Source organism: Microbacterium sp. C7(2022) (assembly GCF_028823665.1).
Lineage (GTDB): Bacteria > Actinomycetota > Actinomycetes > Actinomycetales > Microbacteriaceae > Microbacterium.
Genome location: NZ_JAPEHV010000002.1, coordinates 143,768 through 161,111 on the forward strand (window position 1 = coordinate 143,768; position 17,344 = coordinate 161,111).

At 64.5% G+C, this 17,344-nt stretch carries 16 protein-coding genes; 10 read left to right on the forward strand and 6 right to left on the reverse strand.

Annotated elements, in window-relative coordinates:
• Positions 1 to 8 precede the first annotated feature (8 nt).
• The 3 genes from ON062_RS02765 to ON062_RS02775 all read left to right on the forward strand — a co-directional run bounded on the left by ON062_RS02765 (position 9) and on the right by ON062_RS02775 (position 3,926).
• Entirely contained in the window at positions 9 to 1,682 is a 1,674-nt protein-coding gene (locus ON062_RS02765; RefSeq protein ID WP_274645602.1) for a DUF885 domain-containing protein, read from the forward strand.
• 89 nt (positions 1,683 to 1,771) lie between these two features.
• Positions 1,772 to 3,139 (forward strand): MFS transporter, encoded by a 1,368-nt coding sequence (locus tag ON062_RS02770; protein ID WP_274645603.1) that lies wholly within the window; start codon positions 1,772 to 1,774, stop codon positions 3,137 to 3,139.
• Positions 3,140 to 3,167: 28 nt separating this feature from the next.
• A complete protein-coding gene (locus tag ON062_RS02775) occupies positions 3,168 to 3,926 on the forward strand; it encodes an SGNH/GDSL hydrolase family protein (RefSeq protein WP_274645604.1) in 759 nt (252 codons plus the stop codon).
• Between the two features lie 6 nt (positions 3,927 to 3,932).
• Here the strand turns inward: ON062_RS02775 and ON062_RS02780 are convergent, their stop codons facing one another.
• Positions 3,933 to 4,496 carry a dihydrofolate reductase family protein gene (locus ON062_RS02780; RefSeq protein ID WP_274645605.1) on the reverse strand — a complete coding sequence of 188 codons (564 nt, stop codon included), beginning with the start codon at positions 4,494 to 4,496 and terminating at the stop codon, positions 3,933 to 3,935.
• Between the two features lie 141 nt (positions 4,497 to 4,637).
• Here ON062_RS02780 and ON062_RS02785 point away from each other — a divergent pair, with 141 nt between their 5' ends.
• The 3 genes from ON062_RS02785 (at position 4,638) to ON062_RS02795 (ending at position 6,636) form a co-directional block, all read left to right on the forward strand.
• Entirely contained in the window at positions 4,638 to 4,901 is a 264-nt protein-coding gene (locus tag ON062_RS02785; RefSeq protein WP_274645606.1) for a DUF6458 family protein, read from the forward strand.
• 144 nt (positions 4,902 to 5,045) lie between these two features.
• Positions 5,046 to 5,966 carry an AEC family transporter gene (locus ON062_RS02790; protein ID WP_274645607.1) on the forward strand — a complete coding sequence of 307 codons (921 nt, stop codon included), beginning with the start codon at positions 5,046 to 5,048 and terminating at the stop codon, positions 5,964 to 5,966.
• Positions 5,967 to 6,081: 115 nt separating this feature from the next.
• Complete coding sequence (locus ON062_RS02795) at positions 6,082 to 6,636, forward strand: HdeD family acid-resistance protein (RefSeq protein ID WP_274645608.1); 555 nt, start codon at positions 6,082 to 6,084, stop codon at positions 6,634 to 6,636.
• A gap of 68 nt (positions 6,637 to 6,704) precedes the next feature.
• Here ON062_RS02795 and ON062_RS02800 read toward each other — a convergent pair whose 3' ends face one another.
• Positions 6,705 to 8,702 (reverse strand): S9 family peptidase, encoded by a 1,998-nt coding sequence (locus ON062_RS02800; RefSeq protein ID WP_274645609.1) that lies wholly within the window; start codon positions 8,700 to 8,702, stop codon positions 6,705 to 6,707.
• Between the two features lie 4 nt (positions 8,703 to 8,706).
• A complete protein-coding gene (locus ON062_RS02805) occupies positions 8,707 to 9,471 on the reverse strand; it encodes an SDR family oxidoreductase (RefSeq protein ID WP_274645610.1) in 765 nt (254 codons plus the stop codon).
• A gap of 134 nt (positions 9,472 to 9,605) precedes the next feature.
• Between ON062_RS02805 and ON062_RS02810 the strand changes: the two genes are divergently transcribed.
• The 4 genes from ON062_RS02810 (at position 9,606) to ON062_RS02825 (ending at position 12,444) form a co-directional block, all read left to right on the forward strand.
• On the forward strand, positions 9,606 to 10,097 hold the full coding sequence (locus tag ON062_RS02810) for an NfeD family protein (RefSeq protein ID WP_274645611.1): 492 nt from the start codon (positions 9,606 to 9,608) through the stop codon (positions 10,095 to 10,097).
• The gene (locus ON062_RS02815) at positions 10,090 to 11,172 is read left to right on the forward strand and encodes an SPFH domain-containing protein (RefSeq protein WP_274645612.1); all 1,083 of its coding nucleotides are present in this window, start codon (positions 10,090 to 10,092) and stop codon (positions 11,170 to 11,172) included. Before ON062_RS02810 ends, ON062_RS02815 begins: the two co-directional genes overlap by 8 nt.
• Complete coding sequence (locus tag ON062_RS02820; RefSeq protein ID WP_274645613.1) at positions 11,165 to 11,968, forward strand: glycerophosphodiester phosphodiesterase family protein; 804 nt, start codon at positions 11,165 to 11,167, stop codon at positions 11,966 to 11,968. The genes ON062_RS02815 and ON062_RS02820 overlap by 8 nt, the downstream gene beginning before the upstream one ends.
• A gap of 95 nt (positions 11,969 to 12,063) precedes the next feature.
• Positions 12,064 to 12,444, forward strand: coding sequence for an RNA polymerase-binding protein RbpA (locus tag ON062_RS02825; protein ID WP_274645614.1), 381 nt, complete (start codon positions 12,064 to 12,066; stop codon positions 12,442 to 12,444).
• A 3-nt stretch (positions 12,445 to 12,447) separates the two neighbouring features.
• On the opposite strand, the gene lnt is transcribed toward ON062_RS02825, so the two are convergent.
• From lnt to tatC, 3 genes are read right to left on the reverse strand one after another with little or no spacing between them, the layout of a single operon-like run.
• Positions 12,448 to 14,061: an apolipoprotein N-acyltransferase gene (gene lnt / locus ON062_RS02830; RefSeq protein ID WP_274645615.1), complete on the reverse strand. Its 1,614-nt coding sequence runs from the start codon at positions 14,059 to 14,061 to the stop codon at positions 12,448 to 12,450.
• Positions 14,048 to 16,543 (reverse strand): RNA helicase, encoded by a 2,496-nt coding sequence (locus ON062_RS02835; RefSeq protein ID WP_274645616.1) that lies wholly within the window; start codon positions 16,541 to 16,543, stop codon positions 14,048 to 14,050. Before ON062_RS02835 ends, lnt begins: the two co-directional genes overlap by 14 nt.
• Entirely contained in the window at positions 16,540 to 17,301 is a 762-nt protein-coding gene (gene tatC, locus ON062_RS02840) for a twin-arginine translocase subunit TatC (RefSeq protein WP_274645873.1), read from the reverse strand. The genes ON062_RS02835 and tatC overlap by 4 nt, the downstream gene beginning before the upstream one ends.
• Positions 17,302 to 17,344 lie beyond the last annotated feature (43 nt).

Here is a 17,344-nt window from a genome sequence, read left to right on the forward strand (position 1 = left end):
CTCGGAGCATGACCGACAACACCCGCACACCCACGCAAATCGACACGATCGCTGACGCGTGGGTTGACACTCTCGTCGAACTGGAGCCCATCGTTGCGACCTACATCGGCCGCAGCGAATACAACGACCGGTTCGGTAATCTCAGCCCTGCCGGGCATGAGCGCATGGCGGAGGCCGCACGCGCGACGCTCGCGGCACTTCGAGGTGCGAGCCCGATCGACGACGTTGACGTCGTCACTCGGGACGACCTTTCGCGCGAACTTGAGCTGCTGCTGGATCTCCACGAGTCAAAGTGGGCGTTGCGCGATCTCAACGTCATCGCCTCACCCCCACAGGACATCCGCGCGTCCTTCGATTTGATGCCCACTGCGACAGCCGGTGACTGGGCGGTCATCGCGCGCCGACTCGGTGCGGTTGACGGGGCGATCAACGGTTACATCGAGACGCTCCGGCAGGGGATCGCGCAGGGAGTCACCCCCGCACGCCGGCAGGTGCGCGAAGTCGCTACCCAGATCGCTCGCTACTCCGCCACCGACGGCTTCTTCGACTCGTTCGTTGCCTCAGCCAGGCCTGACGAGGGCGAATTGCCCGACGAGCTGCGCGACGAGCTTCGTGCGGGTGCGATCTCCGCGAAGGCCGCTTACGATCGCCTGCGCGAGTTCCTCACAGGGACGCTCGAGCCCGTCACGGGGGAGCATGATGGCGTCGGACGGGAGCTCTACGCCCTGCAGTCGAGGCGCTTCCTGGGCGCCACCATCGACCTCGATGAAACGTATGAGTGGGGCGTTGCGGAGCTCGCTCGCATGGTCGCCGAGCAGGAAGCGATCGCTAACGAGATCCTTCCGGGTGCGACGGTCGAGGAGGCAGTCGCCCACCTCGAGAAGGACGCGTCCCGGAAGCTCGTCGGCACCGAGGCCCTGCAGCAGTGGATGCAAGCCACGAGCGACAAGGCCGTCGAGGAACTCGGCAGGACTCACTTCGACATCGCTGAGCCCATCCGCCGGCTGGAGTGCATGATCGCTCCCACGCAGGAAGGCGGAATCTACTACACCGGCCCCACCGATGACTTCTCCCGCCCGGGCCGCATGTGGTGGTCCGTTCCCGAGGGTGTCACCGAGTTCGACACGTGGCGCGAACTGACCACCGTGTACCACGAGGGAATTCCCGGCCACCACCTCCAGATCGCACAGGCCGTATACAACCGTGCTCAGCTCAACTCATGGCGGCGGCTCCTGGGGGGAACCTCCGGTCACGCCGAAGGATGGGCGCTCTACGCGGAGCGGCTCATGGAGCAGTTGGGTTATCTTGACGATCCCGCCGACCGGCTGGGGATGCTCGACGGTCAGCGGATGCGTGCGGCCCGCGTCGTGCTCGACATCGGCGTGCACCTCGGCAAGACCCGCCCGGACGGAAACGGCGTGTGGGACGCGGAGTACGCACTCGAGTTCATGAAGCGCAACGTCAACATGCCCGATGAATTCGTCGAGTTCGAGGTCAACCGCTACCTCGGCTGGCCAGGACAGGCACCCAGCTACAAGGTCGGGCAGCGTATCTGGGAACAGTTGCGTGACGATGCAGCAGACCGCGAGGGTGACGCCTTCTCGATCAAGGAGTTCCACCGCCGGGCGCTCGACATCGGAGGTGTCGGCCTCGACACGCTGAAGGCGGCGCTCGCGCGCTAAACGTCTCGACGGCGCGGCTCCCAGCAGCGGCCGCGCCGTGGTGTGTCACACCAGCGCGCGCCCACTCGTGGAATCCGTACGATGAACCCATGACGGATGCCACGAGTGGGCCGCGCACCGACGCATCGATCTCACAGCGATTGGATCGCCTGCCGTTCACGCGCCGCCATTTGCGGGTGCTCGGGGGCTCCGGTATCGGCTGGGCACTGGATGCGATGGATGTCGGTCTGATCTCCTTCATCATCGCCGCGCTCGCGGTCCAGTGGTCGCTCACCCCCCAAGAATCCTCGTGGATCGCCTCGCTGGGTTTCGTCGGCATGGCCGTCGGTGCATCCCTGGGCGGCCTGCTGGCCGATCGCTTCGGACGGCGCCAGGTGTTCGCGCTGACCCTCGTCGTGTACGGAATTGCGACCGGCGCGAGTGCCCTGGTCGGCGGCCTTGTCGCCCTTCTCGTGCTGCGATTCTTCGTGGGTCTGGGGCTGGGCGCCGAGCTCCCTGTCGCGTCGACATACGTGAGCGAGTTCGCGCCCGCGCGGATGCGAGGCCGGCTCATCGTAATTCTCGAGGCGTTCTGGGCGGTCGGCTGGACGGCGGCCGCCGTGATCGGGTACTTCGTCATCCCTTCGTCAGGTGACGGGTGGCGGTGGGCGTTCGCGATCGGGGCGATCCCGGCCGGCTACGCCCTGATCGTGCGGTGGGGCCTACCCGAGTCGCCCCGGTGGTTGGAGCGTCAGGGCCGGCATGAGGATGCCGATACCGTGGTGCGGCAGTTCGAAGCATCCGCATCGCTGAGTCAGACTGCCTCGCGTCGTGTCACCACCCGCCCCATCAATGTCAATCCCGCCGCGACGACCGCGGGAGCACGCCTGCGCGCGCTGTGGGGGAGCGAATTCCGTCGGCGCACCGCGTCCCTGTGGCTGATCTGGTTCTGTGTGAACTTCGCCTACTACGGAGCCTTCATCTGGATACCGACGCTGCTCGTGGCACAGGGATACGATCTCGTACGATCGTTCGCCTTCACCGCCATCATCACCTTGGCGCAACTACCGGGCTATGCCGTCGCGTCGTGGCTGATTGAAGTGTGGGGACGCCGAGCCACGCTCTCTGTCTTCCTGATCGGCTCTGCGGTGGCGGCGGTGTTCTTCGGCACCGCAACAGGGGAGGGTGCGATCATCGCCTCAGGCATGGCTTTGTCCTTCTTCAATCTCGGTGCGTGGGGTGCGCTCTACGCGGTGTCGCCAGAGATGTACCCCACGTCGTTGCGTGCAACGGGTACCGGCTGGGCCGCCGGTGTCGGTCGCATCGCATCGATCGCCGCCCCACTGTGCGTTCCGCCGCTCCTGCTGTTCGGCGGAACCGGCGTGCTGTTCGTGGTGTTCGCCGTGTTCTTCCTCGTCGCGGCAGGGGCCGCGTGGGGCTTGGTGGATTCGCGCGGGGCGGCGCTCGACGAGCGGTGAGGCGGGTCACGCGTCGTAGGCTGGGGGAGTGGCATCCATTCGATTCGTCGCCATCGGCGACTCCTTCACCGAAGGCGTCGGAGATGAGCTTCCCGACGGACACGTGCGGGGCTGGGCCGACCTGACCGCTCAAGGATGGGCGAACGCGACGGGGGAGAGCGTCGACTACGCGAACTTCGCGATTCGGGGCAAGCTAGTGCGTCCCATCGTTGAACAGCAGCTCGAACCCGCGCTCGCGCTGAAGCCGACCCACCTGTCGTTCAATGGTGGGGGGAACGACATGTTGCGGCCGCGCACGAGCGTTGCGCAGGTCGTCAGCGCGTTTCGCCATGTCGTCCAAAGGTGCGATGAAGAGGGCGTCACGCTCATCATGTTGTCGGGAGCCAACCCGTCGGGGCAGTTGCCGCTGAGCAGGGTGATTCAACGCCGCGGTGATGTGCTCTCACACGCGGTTGCCGGCGCGTTCGAAGACCGCGCCGATATCGTGCGCGCGTTCAACTGGTTCGACGAGGAATTGTCGACCCCTCCCTACTGGTCAGAGGACCGCCTCCATATGAACGCGCGTGGTCACCACCGCGTCGCGGCACGTGTGCTCGATTCTCTCGGCCTCAAGCCTCCCGCCGGTTGGTGGTCGTTGCCGCCGCTGCCGACTTCAGCTCCGCGAGGAATGGCCTACTACCGCGAGCACGTGGGCCCCTGGTTGCAACGGCGGCTCACGGGAACGTCGTCGGGAGATGGCCGCGAGCCGAAATTCTCGTCCTGGGTCGCCATCGAACCTACGGGCTGACCCGGTTTATGGGCGGGCGACGCGATAAACGAGCTCAGCAAACGCACCGGACTGTCGCGCCGACGTCAGCGTGAGTCGATCCGCACCGAGAGTCCGGGGGAGGAGGGGCTTCCCCGAGGGGAGCGTCGCCGGAGCGAGAGACACGCGAATCTCGTCGAGCAACCCTGCGTCGGCGAACTGACCAGCCAAGTCGCCTCCACCGACCAGCCATACGTCCTTTCCTTGCGCGGCGGCGAGGATCTCAGCCCAGACCGTCGAGGGTGCACCCGACACGAACCGGACATCTGCTCCTGCGACAGTCGGAAGCTTTCGCGAGCTAAACACGTACGTCGGTCGTGAGCCGTAGTAGGACGGCCACTTTTCCGGCGCCTCGAGGAGCCCCTCGTGCGCGAGCACCCATTCATAGGTCGATGAGCCCTGTACCAGCACGCCTACCGTCGCAAGGAAGCTCTGAAAGCCTTCGTCACCGCCTTCGCCACCAGGCGCCGAGAACAACCAATCCAGCGAATCATCATCATCGGCAAGAAAGCCGTTCAGCGTGGCGGCGGTGTAGAAGATGACCCGTGTCATTTCGCCACCCGAGCACGACTGGCCACAGAAGTCAAGTGGTTGAACTTCGAAGAGCAGTCTCGCAAAGGTAGACGGGGTCGCACACGCGCGTGTCGACGCCGAGTCCACACGGCCTCATGCGGCTGAGAAAGGAACTAGAACATGAGCATCGGTGCAGGTATTTTCCTTTTCGCGGTCGGAGCGATTCTGGCCTTCGCGGTGAACGTCGATGTCGAATGGGTGAACCTCGACATGATCGGCTACATCCTGATGGGCGCGGGTGCCGTCATCTTCATCATCGGCATCGTTCTGATGATGCGAAGCCGTAAGAGCGAAACCGTCACACGCACGGCCGTCGACCCTGGCGGTCAAGAGCGAGTGAGCCGTCAGCAGACGAGCACGACGGACGACTCCGCCGGGCTGTAGCCGCAGGGCGCGGGAGGGGCGAGTCGGGGGGCTCGCCCCTCTACTTCACAGATAGAGTTGTCATAATGTGCATTATCGGTAAGCGCTTGACGTGACTCGATCATCGGATTGGGGCCACCGCAGCGGCGACCCTACTGTGGAGGCATGTGGGAATCGCTGACCGGCTTCGTCGTCGTCGGTGTGGCGATTTTGGTCGGGTGGATCATCGGTCGCATCGATCTGCTGGGCGAACACGCGCGGCCGGTACTCGCGCGCCTGACGTTCTTCGTCCTGTCACCGTTCCTGCTGTTCGTCGTTCTCGCGCAAGCAGACGTCCGTGGATTGTTTTCCGCGCTGCTCCCTGTCTCGGCAATCGCCGCCGTGGCGATCTTCCTCGCGTACGGGCTGATCGCGCGATTCGTATGGCATCGTTCGGTGGGCGAAACCACAATCGGCGCGTTAGCTGCGGGGCAAGTGAACTCGAACAACATCGGAATTCCGCTTTCGCTGTATCTGCTCGGCAGCGCCGCCTATCCGGCGCCGGTCATCCTGCTGCAGCTTCTCGCCTTCACGCCGGTGACGATGGTGATCATGGATGCCGTCACCTCAGGCCGCTCCAGCTTGTGGCGGACGATCACTCGTACGGCAACCAACCCGATCGTTCTGGGCTCCCTGCTCGGCACGCTCGTCTCGGTGTCCGGCGTCACATTGCCACCCATCGTGATCGAACCGGCGCTACTGATCGCCAATGCGTGCGTGCCTGTCCTCCTCATCAGCTACGGGATCTCGCTGTACGGGCAGCGCGTGCTGTCGGCACCCGGCCGACGACGCGACGTGGTTCTCGCGTCGTCGCTCAAACTATTCGTGATGCCGCTGGTGGCGTGGGCGACCGCACAGTTCTTGTTCGGCCTTGACCGGCACGATGTTCTCGTTGTCACCGTCCTGGCTGCCCTGCCTACCGCGCAGAACGTGTTCAACTACTCACAGCGGTTTGGAATCGGCGAAACGATCGCTCGCGACACGGTGTTCGTGACCACGGTTGGCTGCGTTCCGATCCTCATCGGTATCACGCTGCTGCTGGGCTGACCGCCTCACAGTCGGCTGGAATGGGCAACACTCCCCCGTGCATTGGCAGGTGCTGCGGGCGGGGGTCTAAGCTGTAACCCGCAAGCTCACAGGAAGCTCTCAGAAAGGGCCTCACATGTCTATGGAATCCGCCGAAAAGTCGGCCGTCAACGGAATCCGCACCGCTCTCGGCGTCGGAGGAATCCTCGCCGTGATCGTCGGTGTGCTGATCCTCGTGTGGCCGGGCAAGACCGCGTCCGTGGTCACCGCCATCATCGCGATCTACGCGATCGCCGCTGGTCTGGTCTACGCCGGGCTCGGCATCTTCTCGAAGACCAAGGGTGGTTGGGCGCGCGTCGGCCACATCGCGCTCGGACTGCTCTTCATCATCGCCGGCATCATCATGTTCGCGAACCTGCAGGCCGCAACCGGATGGTTCGCCCTCTTCTTCGCGATCCTCGTCGGAATCATGTGGATCGTCGAGGGCATCGTCTCGCTGTCCACGCTCGGCGACGCATCGTCGAAGGGCTGGACGATCTTCTTCGCAATCGTCAGCATTATCGCCGGCGTCGTTCTCCTGTTCTCCCCGCTGTGGAGTGCACTCGTGCTGTGGTGGTTGCTCGGTATCGCACTGGTCGTTCTGGGTATCATCAACGTCATTCGCGCGTTCACCTTCGGCAAGCAGCTCTGACGCTTCAGAACGAAAAGCGTGGAGGGGGTCGGCACGAGCCGGCCCCCTCCTCGCATATTGCGCCTGCGTTAGCCTGCGAAGTAACGCGACCACCACTCCAGAACCGCGTCGAAGCGTTCGATGCGATGTCGAGGTTGTCCCGCGCGCGTCAGTTCATGGTCCTCGCCAGGAAAGATGAGCATCTCGGTCTGGACACCCGCGCGTTTCAGCGCAGAGAAGTATCGCGTTGCTTGCTCGAGCGGGCAACGGTAGTCCTGTTCCGAATGCATCACGAGCGTGGGCGTGTTGACCTGATCGACAACGGCCATCGGGCTCTGCCGCTCGATGTCCTCCGCTCTCGTGCCGACGTACTCGTCACCGAAGAACGAGCCGATGTCACTCGTTCCCTGGAAGGAGAATGGATCGAGGAATCCGCGCTCCACAATCGCCGCAGAAAAGCGATGGTCGTGCGCGATGATCCAGGCCGTGAGATAGCCGCCGTACGAGCCACCCATGATTCCCACGCGATCGGCATCCATCCGCGAGTCACTCGCCAACGCGGCGTCCAAGAAGTCGATCACATCGGTGTAATCGACGGTGCCCATGCTCTTTCGGATGCTACGCCCGTGCGCTCTCCCGTATCCGGCCGACCCACGAGGGTTGCAATAGACAACGGCGTATCCCGCGTCCACCAAGACCTGCGTCTCGTCGAAAAGATGAATGCCGTAAGCGGCATATGGTCCACCGTGGATCTGCAGAATCACCGGGAATGGCCCCTCCCCGGCAGGCGTGGCGATCCATCCGTGCACCGGATAACCGTCTCTCGCTTGGATCGTGACCTCACGATGCACGATGACGCCGGCTGCCGAGGCGGCCTCGCCAAATGCGGTCACGGTTCGAGTGCCGTGAGCGTCGATAACCAGGAGTTCGCCGAACGAGTCGACCCCGCGAGCAGCGACGGCCACCGTGTTCCCCGCAGTCGCGTGCCCCACCACCTCGACGTCACCGCCGAGGACCTCACATACTTCACCCGCGCTGCTGACCCGCAGCAGACGAACGCGCCCTTGTCGACGTTCCTGCACCAGGAACGTGCCATCGGACGCAACGGAGACGTGGCTTCCGGTGTCGCCGAGGTCATGAGAGTCATCGGTGAGGCGTCGAACGCCTCCTTCATCGACGACAAATAACCCGACCATCGGAGCGACGAAGTCGACGTTACTCTCCCCCAACTCGTGGGCAAGCAACACCGCAGAGCCGTCGGGCGACGCCGCCACTGCGGCGATCGACAGCCGCTCGTCTCGGCTCACGAGTTCTCGTTCGCTGCCATCATCCAGCGAGACGGCCACCACGCGATCGCGCAAATCCGGCGCATCGTCAGGGTCGTTTTCGTCGGGAACGGTCAAGACTTCGGACCCATCCGCGGTGAAACTCACATCGCCGTACGACGTCCCGCCGCGCGTGAGTTGGCGCGGCGCGTTCGGAAGGAACCGCGGCGCGTCCGCGCCTTCACCTCGAGATGAAGCCCCGGAGGACACGGGAGCAACGGGGTAGATCGGCTCTGCGGTGACATCGGGCGTGGCCACGACGAACACGTGCGCGGGGCGATCACCCGTGTAGCCCAGGCCGTTGCTATGCCACCGGATGCCCCGCACACGGCGGGGTGCCTCAGATGTGGCCTCCAGCCCCTCCACGTCGCCGTAGCGCCCGGCTTCGGGAACTCGTGCGGTGAACGCCAGGGACATGCCGTCGGGTGCCCAGTCGAACGTTGAAACGCCAAGTGGGGCATCCGTCGCTTGAACGGGCTCACCACCCACCGACGACACAACAAAGATCTGCGGTCGGTTCCGCTCCCCTGGGCGCAAGAAGGCGACCAACGCCCCGTCGGGCGAAACACGCGGCCCCGTATCGGCGATCCCCCGGGTAAGACGGCGCGGTGCACCGTCGGGAAGGTCGATCCGCCAGATCTGCCCGACGGCACGGTTGGCCGCGACGTCGGGGCGCGAAGTCGCGAACACCGCGAACGTCGCGTCGCGCGCGATCGCGGGGCGGCCCACCTCGATGAGCGTTTCGATATCGCGCGCGCGCACGTTCTTACTCCGCTGTGAAGGAGGAGGTGTCGCCGACCAGTCGGGTGTTGTCCGCCGGGACGGGGTCACTCGCGGCAGCGGCCACCTCGGCGGCGAATTCAGAAACGTTGTAGAGCTTGCCAGCCGAATCGCGACGCTGGGCGATGGCCCCCGGGTTCGCGCGCTCGAGCAGGGTGGCGGTGATGGTGCCCTCGATCATGTCGCCCGAAACCACGACGAATCCCACGCCCTTCTCGGCGAGTGCGGGGATGCGCTCGCGAAGTGCATCCTCTCCCGCGCGCTTGGACAAGGCCACTGGCTCGTACTCAGGCATCGTGGGGGTCGTGCGGATGAAGTGAGCCTGGTGCGAGGTGACAAAGACCACGCGTGAACCCTCACCCAACAGCGGCATCGCTGTCTCAAGCACACGCACCTGGGCATCACGGTTGAGCGCGAGGGCGTAGTCCTCCGCCATCCCGGACTCCATACCGCCCGAGGCGTTCAGCACGAGGATGTCCAGAGATCCGAACGTCCGCTGCACGGCGTCGAACATTTCCGACACCGATGCACTGTCGGTCAGGTCGGCACCGACCACCAAAACCTCCACGCCGAGCTCACGCAGTTCGGCCGCAAGCTTTTCGGCGCGCGGTGCCTTGTTCCGGAAGTTAATGACGACATTCGCCCCCGCCAGTGCAAGGTAGCGCGCGGTGTCGGCGCCGATGCCGCGGGACGAGCCCGTCACAAGAGCTGTGCGGCCGGCAAGGGATCCCGAAGCGAGAGGCTGAGTCATGGTGTGGCACTCCTGAAGTAATGGTGCGCGCCCGCCACTGCGGGGCCGTGTCGACCCTATCAATCGACCCTCGTGTCACCGGCCTGACAGCATCGCACGGCGGTAGTGTCGTCATACGGAGGAAAGGACCCGCGATGTTGCCCGATCTCACGCAGTACATGTGGATTCTGTGGTTGTCGCTCGCGCTCCTGTTCGTCGTGATCGAGCTCATCACGCTCGAGTTCACGTTCTTGATGCTGGCGGCAGGAACCCTCATCGGCGGTCTGGGCGTAAATCTGCTCGGCGGACCGTGGTGGCTGCAGATCGCGGCAGCGGCGCTGATCTCCGCACTCCTGCTGTTCACCATTCGTCCCCTCTTGCTCCGAGCCTTGCACCGAAGCACCAAGACTGTCGCGATGAACGTGGATGCCATCGTCGGCATGCGCGGGCGCGTCCTCCAGCCCTTCCGAGATGGCGAAGGCAGCGTCAAACTCGATAACGGAGAAACCTGGACGGCTCGACTGCGTGACGGTGAAGTGGACTTGCCGTTCGACGCCGGCACTCCGGTCACCGTGCTCCGCGTCCTCGGCGCGACGGTCGAAGTCGCACCCCGCTCCCCCGTTGAAAGGACATCCGAAGATGGTTGACCCTGGGGCCTTCATCGGCCAGATCTTCATCATCGTTTTGTTGGTCGTCATCGCGATCTTTGTCGTGGTGGTGATCTTCCGTTCGATTCGCATCATCCCGCAGGCCAACGCCGGCGTCGTCGAGCGACTCGGAAAATACCAACGAACCCTGACGCCCGGCCTGAATCTGCTTGTGCCCTTCATCGACCGGCTGCGCCCCCTGATCGATCTTCGCGAGCAAGTTGTCTCGTTCCCCCCGCAGCCGGTCATCACCGAAGACAACCTGGTCGTGTCAATCGACACCGTGGTCTACTTCCAGGTCACCGATGCACGCGCGGCGACGTACGAGATCGCCAACTATCTGGGCGCCGTCGAACAGCTGACCACGACGACATTGCGCAACGTGGTCGGTGGGCTGAATCTCGAAGAGGCCTTGACCAGCCGTGACGAGATCAACAGCAAACTGCGCGTGGTCCTCGACGAAGCGACCGGTAAGTGGGGAATCCGCGTGTCCCGCGTCGAACTCAAGGCGATCGACCCGCCCCTGTCGATCCAAGACTCGATGGAGAAGCAGATGCGCGCCGAGCGCGATCGTCGCGCGGCGATCCTCACCGCAGAGGGCTCCAAGCAGTCGCAGATTCTCGAGGCGGAGGGGCGACGACAGGCCGAGATTCTTCGCGCCGAAGGCGATAAGCAGGCTGCCGTCCTTCGCGCACAGGGCGAGTCGGAGGCCATCGAGATGGTGTTCAACGCCATTCACGTCGGCGACCCCGATGACAAACTGCTCGCCTATCAGTACCTGCAGACCTTGCCGAAAATCGCCGAGAGTCCGTCGAGCAAGCTGTGGATCGTGCCGAGCGAGATCACGTCGGCCCTCAGCGGTATCGGTGACGCTTTCGCAGGGCGCGCGGAGAGCCCCTCAGGGTCCACCAGCCCCGAGGGTGGTCGCACGAAGCCCGCACCGCGGGAATCCAGCACCGCACGTGCGACAGCCGACGCGGCGGTAGCTGCCGCGCGGCAGGCCGCTACCGAAGCGGATTCGATCGCTTCCGAGGCCCGCACCACGCCGGGGACACCGAAGGGTGGCGATGCCTGACCCTGGGGCGAGACACCCGTGGTTCAACGCATCCGGTTCGCCACGCATTCTTGCTCATCGCGGACTGGTGACCGCAGAACTCGCCTCTCAAGGAGTCGTTGAGAACTCCTTCGCAGCCATCGCGGCAGCCCATGCCGCCGGCGCGGTGTACATCGAGTCCGATTGTCACCTCACATCCGACGGTCACGTCGTACTGCTCCACGACGCGGATCTTTCTCGTGTCGCCGGGAACCCGGCTCTCGTGGCGGAGACCCCCCTGCGAGAGCTCGAGAAGATCATGGCGCCGCTGGGCGGTGTGATCACACTGCGGCAGGCTCTCGATGCGTTCCCGGACGTCCGCTTCAATATCGATGTCAAAGCGGATGCCGCAGCCGTGCCTACCGGCCGCGTAGTAGCGCCGCACGCGGAGCGTGTCCTGCTGACCAGTTTTTCGGATGCGCGAAGGGCTACGGCCCTCGCATCCGCCGCCGAGACACGCGCGGGAGCACTGCCTGCCACGTCCGCCGGACGTGAGACCATCCTGCGCCTGGTGTGGGCGGCGAGCTTGCGATCTAACAAGATGATGGCGCGTGCACTCCACGGTGTGGATGCCCTACAGATTCCGGAGCGTCACGGGAGGGTGGGCATTCTCTCGCCGCGAGTGCTCGACGCAGCCCACGCGGCGGGCGTCGAGGTCCACATCTGGACGGTCAACGAACCCGCCGAGCTGACCCGTTTGCGCGATCTCGGAGTGGACGGAGTCGTCACAGACCGCGCAGATCTCGCCCTGCGGATGTTCCCTGTCGATCGCGGCTGAGCATCCTCTGTGAATGGGCGACGGAGCCTACCATTCCAACCTTCTCCACAGGTGACCCCGTTATACCTGAGAGGTAGCGACGAGAGGACCACACAATGGCAGACCGCAGCCTTCGCGGCATCCGACTCGGCGCCCAGAGCCTACAGAGCGAAGAGGGCGTCGTGTTCCATGAACGCGCACAGCACACCTACACCTGCACGGCGTGCGACCGTGACACCACATTGACATTTGCCGCAGACGCCGAGCTGCCCGAGGCCTGGGAATGCCGGTACTGCGGCGCCGAAGCGCTTCGCCGCGTGGGCGACCAGACCGTGAGCGTCGACCACTCGGGCGACAAGACTCCTCGCAGTCACTGGGACATGCTGCTCGAGCGCCGGACCCTTCCCGAGCTCGAAGAACTGCTCGAAGAGCGGCTCGCGCTTCTGCGTGAGCGTCGCGGCACCGCTGCTCCGAACGCAGACAAGATCAGCGCCTGACGTTTACTCGTCCGAAACGCCGGTCCCTTCGGGGGCCGGCGTTTTCGCGCGCCGACGCATCGCCGTGACGGAGACTCCGACCACGATCAGGACCAAGATGCTCCCCAGGCCGACCACACGCTGAACCGTCTCCCCGATCACAACTGCCGGTGTGAGTCCGGTACGCAGCGGTACGTCTGTGAGCATGTGCCCGGCAACATCCGCGGGAATTCCGTCGATGACGGACCCGTCAGGAGCAATCACTTGCGACGTGCCGACGGTCGAAAGGTTGACCACGCTACGCCCCGTCTCGATAGCCCGCATGCGCGCGAAAGCGAGCTGCTGCAGGTTCTCATCGGTTCCGCGGAAGTCGGCGTTGTTGGTCTGGAACATGTAGATCTGGGCCCCGTCGCGTGCGCCCTCCCAGATCACGGCGTCGTAGATCACGTCGAAGCAGATGGCCAGCCCGATGCCCACGCCGTCAAGGTCGAAGAACGGCGCGTTCGAGCCGGGCGTGTACTCGCGCTGAATGAGACCGATCAGATCAGGAGCGATTGCTTCGAAGAACCATCGGTCCGGCACGTACTCCCCCATCGGCACCGGGTTCGCCTTGTCGTGAATCTGGACCGCGCCCTCGCCCTGCACCCACAACATCGAGGTGTTGTAGACGTCGTCCCCTCGTGTGGTGGCCGCGTTCACGATCAGAGGTGCCCCCACACGGCGCGACACCGCGTCGAGAGTGAAGGCCGTGGACGCTTCGCTCAACGGGTCGGAGTCGATGCCGCCTTCCGGCCAGAGCAGAACATCCATCTCTTGGCCGAAGAGGGGCTCGGATGCCGCGACCTGGGCGCCCAGTACGGCGTTGCGTGAGCGCTCATCGAAGTAGCCGGAGGGTCCGTTTCCCTGCGCGCTCCCCACCGTGAGGATCCCTGCAGGAGACGTGGGGAACGCGGGGGTGGCGAGCAGGACCACCGCGAGAGCAGCCGCCGGAATTGCGGCTCGCACGTTTCGCCATGCTCGGTCTCGAGCGCACTGGATGAGCGCCGCAGCGAAGAACACCATGAGGAAGGTCAGACCCGACACCCCCACCCACGAAGCCACATGCGCCAGAGGACTCTCGGACTGGCTCATCCCGATGCGGGCCCACGGGAACCCGGTGTACGGCCACGAACCCATGAACAGCTCGCGTGCCGTCCACAGGCCGGCAACCAGCGCGGGCAGGCCGACCCATGCCACAACGCGCGAGCCCGATAACTGGGGAACCCAGCGATACGCCAGCGCAATCGGGATCGATCCCAGTCCCATGAACAACGTTTCGATGCCCGCGAGTGCGAACCAGGGCACGACACCGAGATAGCGCGTGATCCACATGATGTGGATCAGATAGAAGGTCGCGCCGAAGCAGAGCCCGACCAACAGTGCGCCCCACGCCGAACGCCCGATCAAGGTGACCAGGGCCAAGCCGACCCCGACGAAGGCAAGAGGCCACCACCCCACCGAGGGATACGCCAAGTCGAGAACCGCTCCCCCCGCGACGGCAACCAGCACGGCTGCCCACAACGGGAGAATCGGGCGCGATCGGACGCTGGTGTGCACTGAAACCTGCTCTCCCTTGGCGACGCGTTCAGACCGTGCCATACGCGACGATGCCACGACGTACGGCATCCAGGGCCTTGCGTGCGGTGGTGGCCAGCGGCGCATCGGCGACGAGGGACAACTGGTCGAGAAGGTCGATCGTTTGCTTGGACCACCGCACGAAGTCGCCCGCGGCCATGTCTGCCTCGGCCAGCACCCGATCGAGCATGCTGCCACGCGCCCACATGTGCATGGCTTGTGCGAGGGCTGCCGATGGAGGCTCAGAACCGGGCAGTCGGTGGTCGCGTTCAAGATCGTCGAGGCGCTGCCACAGTGTGAGAGTCTCAGCAAGAGCCACGCGGAACGCGCCGCGCGGCAAGCCGCGCTCCCCCACCCCTGCGTCATCACGACGGGGCTCGTAGACCAGCGAGCACGCCAGCGCGGCCAGGGACGCGGCATCCAGGTCGTCCCAGATTCCTTGCCGCAAGGATTCCGCCACGAGGAGGTCGCGCTCCCCGTAAATGCGCCGCATCGTGCGCCCGGCCGCAGTGAGCGATGTCTCGTCGTTGCCGACCTTCACATACTCGAGCGCCTGCAGCACGTCGACCACACGATCGAAGACGCGCGCGACCGTGCCGGTGCGGGCATCGATCTGGCGTCGGGTCTGGTCGGTGGAACGCTTGAGCTTCCAGTAGCGCTCAGCCCACCGCGCATGATGTTCGCGATCAGGGCACTGGTGGCAACCGTGGCGCTGCATGCGACGGCGAAGAGTCGCGATCTGCTTTTGCCGCGCGTCCTTCACGGACCGCGACGCCCCGGCATCCTTGCGGTTCTGTCGCTCGAGGTCGCTCAGTTCACGCCGAATCCCGGAGTAGTCGGCGAAGTCGCCGTGATCGCACTCCATCGCACCGCGATATCCGCGGAGCGTCTCTTCCTGTTCGCGCACCTGTCGCGCGAGACCCACAACCGCTCGATCCGCTTGGAACTGAGCAAACGACGATTCCAGAATCTCACGCGCTCGCGCACGGCCGAACTGATCGATCAGGTTGACGGCCATGTTGTAGGTCGGTCGGAAACTCGAGTTCAACGGGTAGGTCCGCCGGGATGCCAGGGCGGCGACGGCCTGAGGGTCGAGACTCTCGGTCCACTGAATCACCGCGTGGCCCTCCACATCGATGCCACGACGCCCGGCGCGCCCGGTGAGTTGGGTGTACTCCCCCGAAGTAATGGCGACCCGTGCTTCACCGTTGAACTTCTCGAGCTTTTCCAGCACGACGGTGCGCGCGGGCATGTTGATACCCAGTGCCAAGGTCTCGGTGGCGAAGACAACCTTCACGAGCTTGCGTTGGTACAGATACTCAACGACCTCTTTGAATGCGGGGAGCAAGCCTGCGTGATGCGAAGCGACACCGCGCTCGAGATTCTCGCGCCACTCCCAGTAACCGAGCACCGCAAGGTCTTCGTCCTGCAGTGCTTGCGTCCGCTCGTCGACGATGCGACGAATCTCATCTCGCTCTTGGGGGGAGGTCAGCCGGACGCCCGCCCGGCGCACTTGCTGCACGGCGGCATCGCAACCCACACGGCTGAAGATGAAGAAGATCGCCGGGAGGAGGTTCGCGCGACCAAGCAACTCCACGACCTGCGGTCTATCGATGCGTTCGATACGTTGCGCATTGCTCGGACGCCCGGGCCGCCGACCGCCACGATTCGGTCGTCGTCCGCGCGATTCGTACCCCGCGTTGCGTGCGCTGCTTGCGCGTTGCGCGTTGCGGTTGTTGTCGTAGTTCCCGCCCTTAAACGAGCGGATGCGCATCAATTCCTGATTGACCTGTGCGGTGGCAACGCCGGCACGATCGTCGAACAACGGCAGCAGATCACCGCGAACGAGCACGTGCTGCTCGAGGGGCACGGGCCGCGTCTCAGAGACGATGACCTCCGTGTCGCCGCGCACGGTGTCTAGCCAGTCCCCGAACTCTTCCGCGTTCGAGACCGTGGCAGACAGCGACACCAACCGCACAGACGGGGGAAGGTGGATGATGACTTCTTCCCACACTGCCCCGCGGAAGCGATCTGCGAGATAGTGCACTTCGTCCATGACGACGTATCGCAGACCGCGAAGAGCCGGCGAGTCCGCATAGAGCATGTTGCGCAGCACTTCCGTCGTCATGACGACGACTCGTGCGTGCGCATTGATGTTGGTGTCCCCGGTGAGAAGTCCGACCTCGTCGGCTCCGTAGACGTCCTGAAGCTCGCGGAACTTCTGGTTCGACAGCGCCTTCATCGGGGTGGTGTAAAACGCCTTGTCTTCCTGCTCGCGCATCGCCAAGTGGATGGCGAACTCGCCCACGATCGTCTTCCCCGCGCCCGTGGGGGCAGCAACGAGGACGCTGCGCCCTTCTTCGAGCGCTCGGCAACCTGCGAGCTGGAAAGGGTCGAGATCGAACCGTTGCGCCGCCGCGAACTCCGCAGTCACGGGGTGCTGCCGGTCCTGCTCGGCGGCTGCACGTGCACGGGCGTATCGCTCAGCCGGACCGGCGCCGCTCATGCAGCCGCCTCAGTACCCAAGGTTGCGGCATCGCGCTTTGCGCGCCGCCGGTCGAAGATGAGAGATAGGCCCGCGGCGGCGAAGAACAGCACAATCATGATCCCCGACAGCATCAACATCGAGGCGACATCCGCGGCGGGAGTGGCCAGCGCCGAGAAGATCACCGAAATCAGAATGGCCACGCGCCATCCCTTGAGGATGTCACGGGCAGAGATGACTCCTGCAAGATTGAGAGCCACGAGGAACACGGGAAGGATGAAGGCGACCCCGACGACGATCAGCAACTTGAACACGAAGTCGTAGTAGTAGGACGCGTCGTAGAAGGATGCTCCTCCGTCGGGGACAAACGAGGCCATGAGTTCGACGATGTGCGGCATGATGATCAGCCCCACGTAGCATCCTGCGAAGAACAACGGAATCGCGGCCGCGAGGAAACCGATGGTGTAGCGGATCTCCTTCTTCGTGAGGCCCGGCATGATGAAGGCCCAAATCTGCCACAACCAAATCGGTGCAGAGATCATCAAGCCGATCGCAAACGACATGCGCAACCGCAAGTCGAACGCTGAGGTCACGGTCGCGAACATCAACTCGACTTTGACCTCGTCGGCCCTGCTCTCTGCGACAACCCGAATGGGCTCTGTGATCAGATTGATCACGAAGTCGGTGATGAAGAACGCCACCACCATGCCGACCACAAGGGCCAGCGCTGCGATCATGATGCGCTTGCGCAACTCGACAAGGTGCTGGCCGAGCGACATGCGCTTCTCACGACGCGGCGAGTCCGAGGAGCCGCGGCGCCGC

Bases quoted from the DNA above. Each gene is read 5' to 3' on its own strand.
- ON062_RS02835 (WP_274645616.1), bottom strand. From the start codon at position 16,543: ATGAGCGGCGCCGGTCCGGCTGAGCGATACGCCCGTGCACGTGCAGCC.
- ON062_RS02820 (WP_274645613.1), top strand. From the start codon at position 11,165: ATGCCTGACCCTGGGGCGAGACACCCGTGGTTCAACGCATCCGGTTCG.
- lnt (WP_274645615.1), bottom strand. From the start codon at position 14,061: ATGGCACGGTCTGAACGCGTCGCCAAGGGAGAGCAGGTTTCAGTGCAC.
- ON062_RS02770 (WP_274645603.1), top strand. From the start codon at position 1,772: ATGACGGATGCCACGAGTGGGCCGCGCACCGACGCATCGATCTCACAG.
- ON062_RS02825 (WP_274645614.1), top strand. From the start codon at position 12,064: ATGGCAGACCGCAGCCTTCGCGGCATCCGACTCGGCGCCCAGAGCCTA.
- ON062_RS02805 (WP_274645610.1), bottom strand. From the start codon at position 9,471: ATGACTCAGCCTCTCGCTTCGGGATCCCTTGCCGGCCGCACAGCTCTT.
- tatC (WP_274645873.1), bottom strand. From the start codon at position 17,301: ATGTCGCTCGGCCAGCACCTTGTCGAGTTGCGCAAGCGCATCATGATC.
- ON062_RS02810 (WP_274645611.1), top strand. From the start codon at position 9,606: ATGTTGCCCGATCTCACGCAGTACATGTGGATTCTGTGGTTGTCGCTC.
- ON062_RS02795 (WP_274645608.1), top strand. From the start codon at position 6,082: ATGTCTATGGAATCCGCCGAAAAGTCGGCCGTCAACGGAATCCGCACC.
- ON062_RS02785 (WP_274645606.1), top strand. From the start codon at position 4,638: ATGAGCATCGGTGCAGGTATTTTCCTTTTCGCGGTCGGAGCGATTCTG.
- ON062_RS02765 (WP_274645602.1), top strand. From the start codon at position 9: ATGACCGACAACACCCGCACACCCACGCAAATCGACACGATCGCTGAC.
- ON062_RS02780 (WP_274645605.1), bottom strand. From the start codon at position 4,496: ATGACACGGGTCATCTTCTACACCGCCGCCACGCTGAACGGCTTTCTT.
- ON062_RS02790 (WP_274645607.1), top strand. From the start codon at position 5,046: ATGTGGGAATCGCTGACCGGCTTCGTCGTCGTCGGTGTGGCGATTTTG.
- ON062_RS02815 (WP_274645612.1), top strand. From the start codon at position 10,090: ATGGTTGACCCTGGGGCCTTCATCGGCCAGATCTTCATCATCGTTTTG.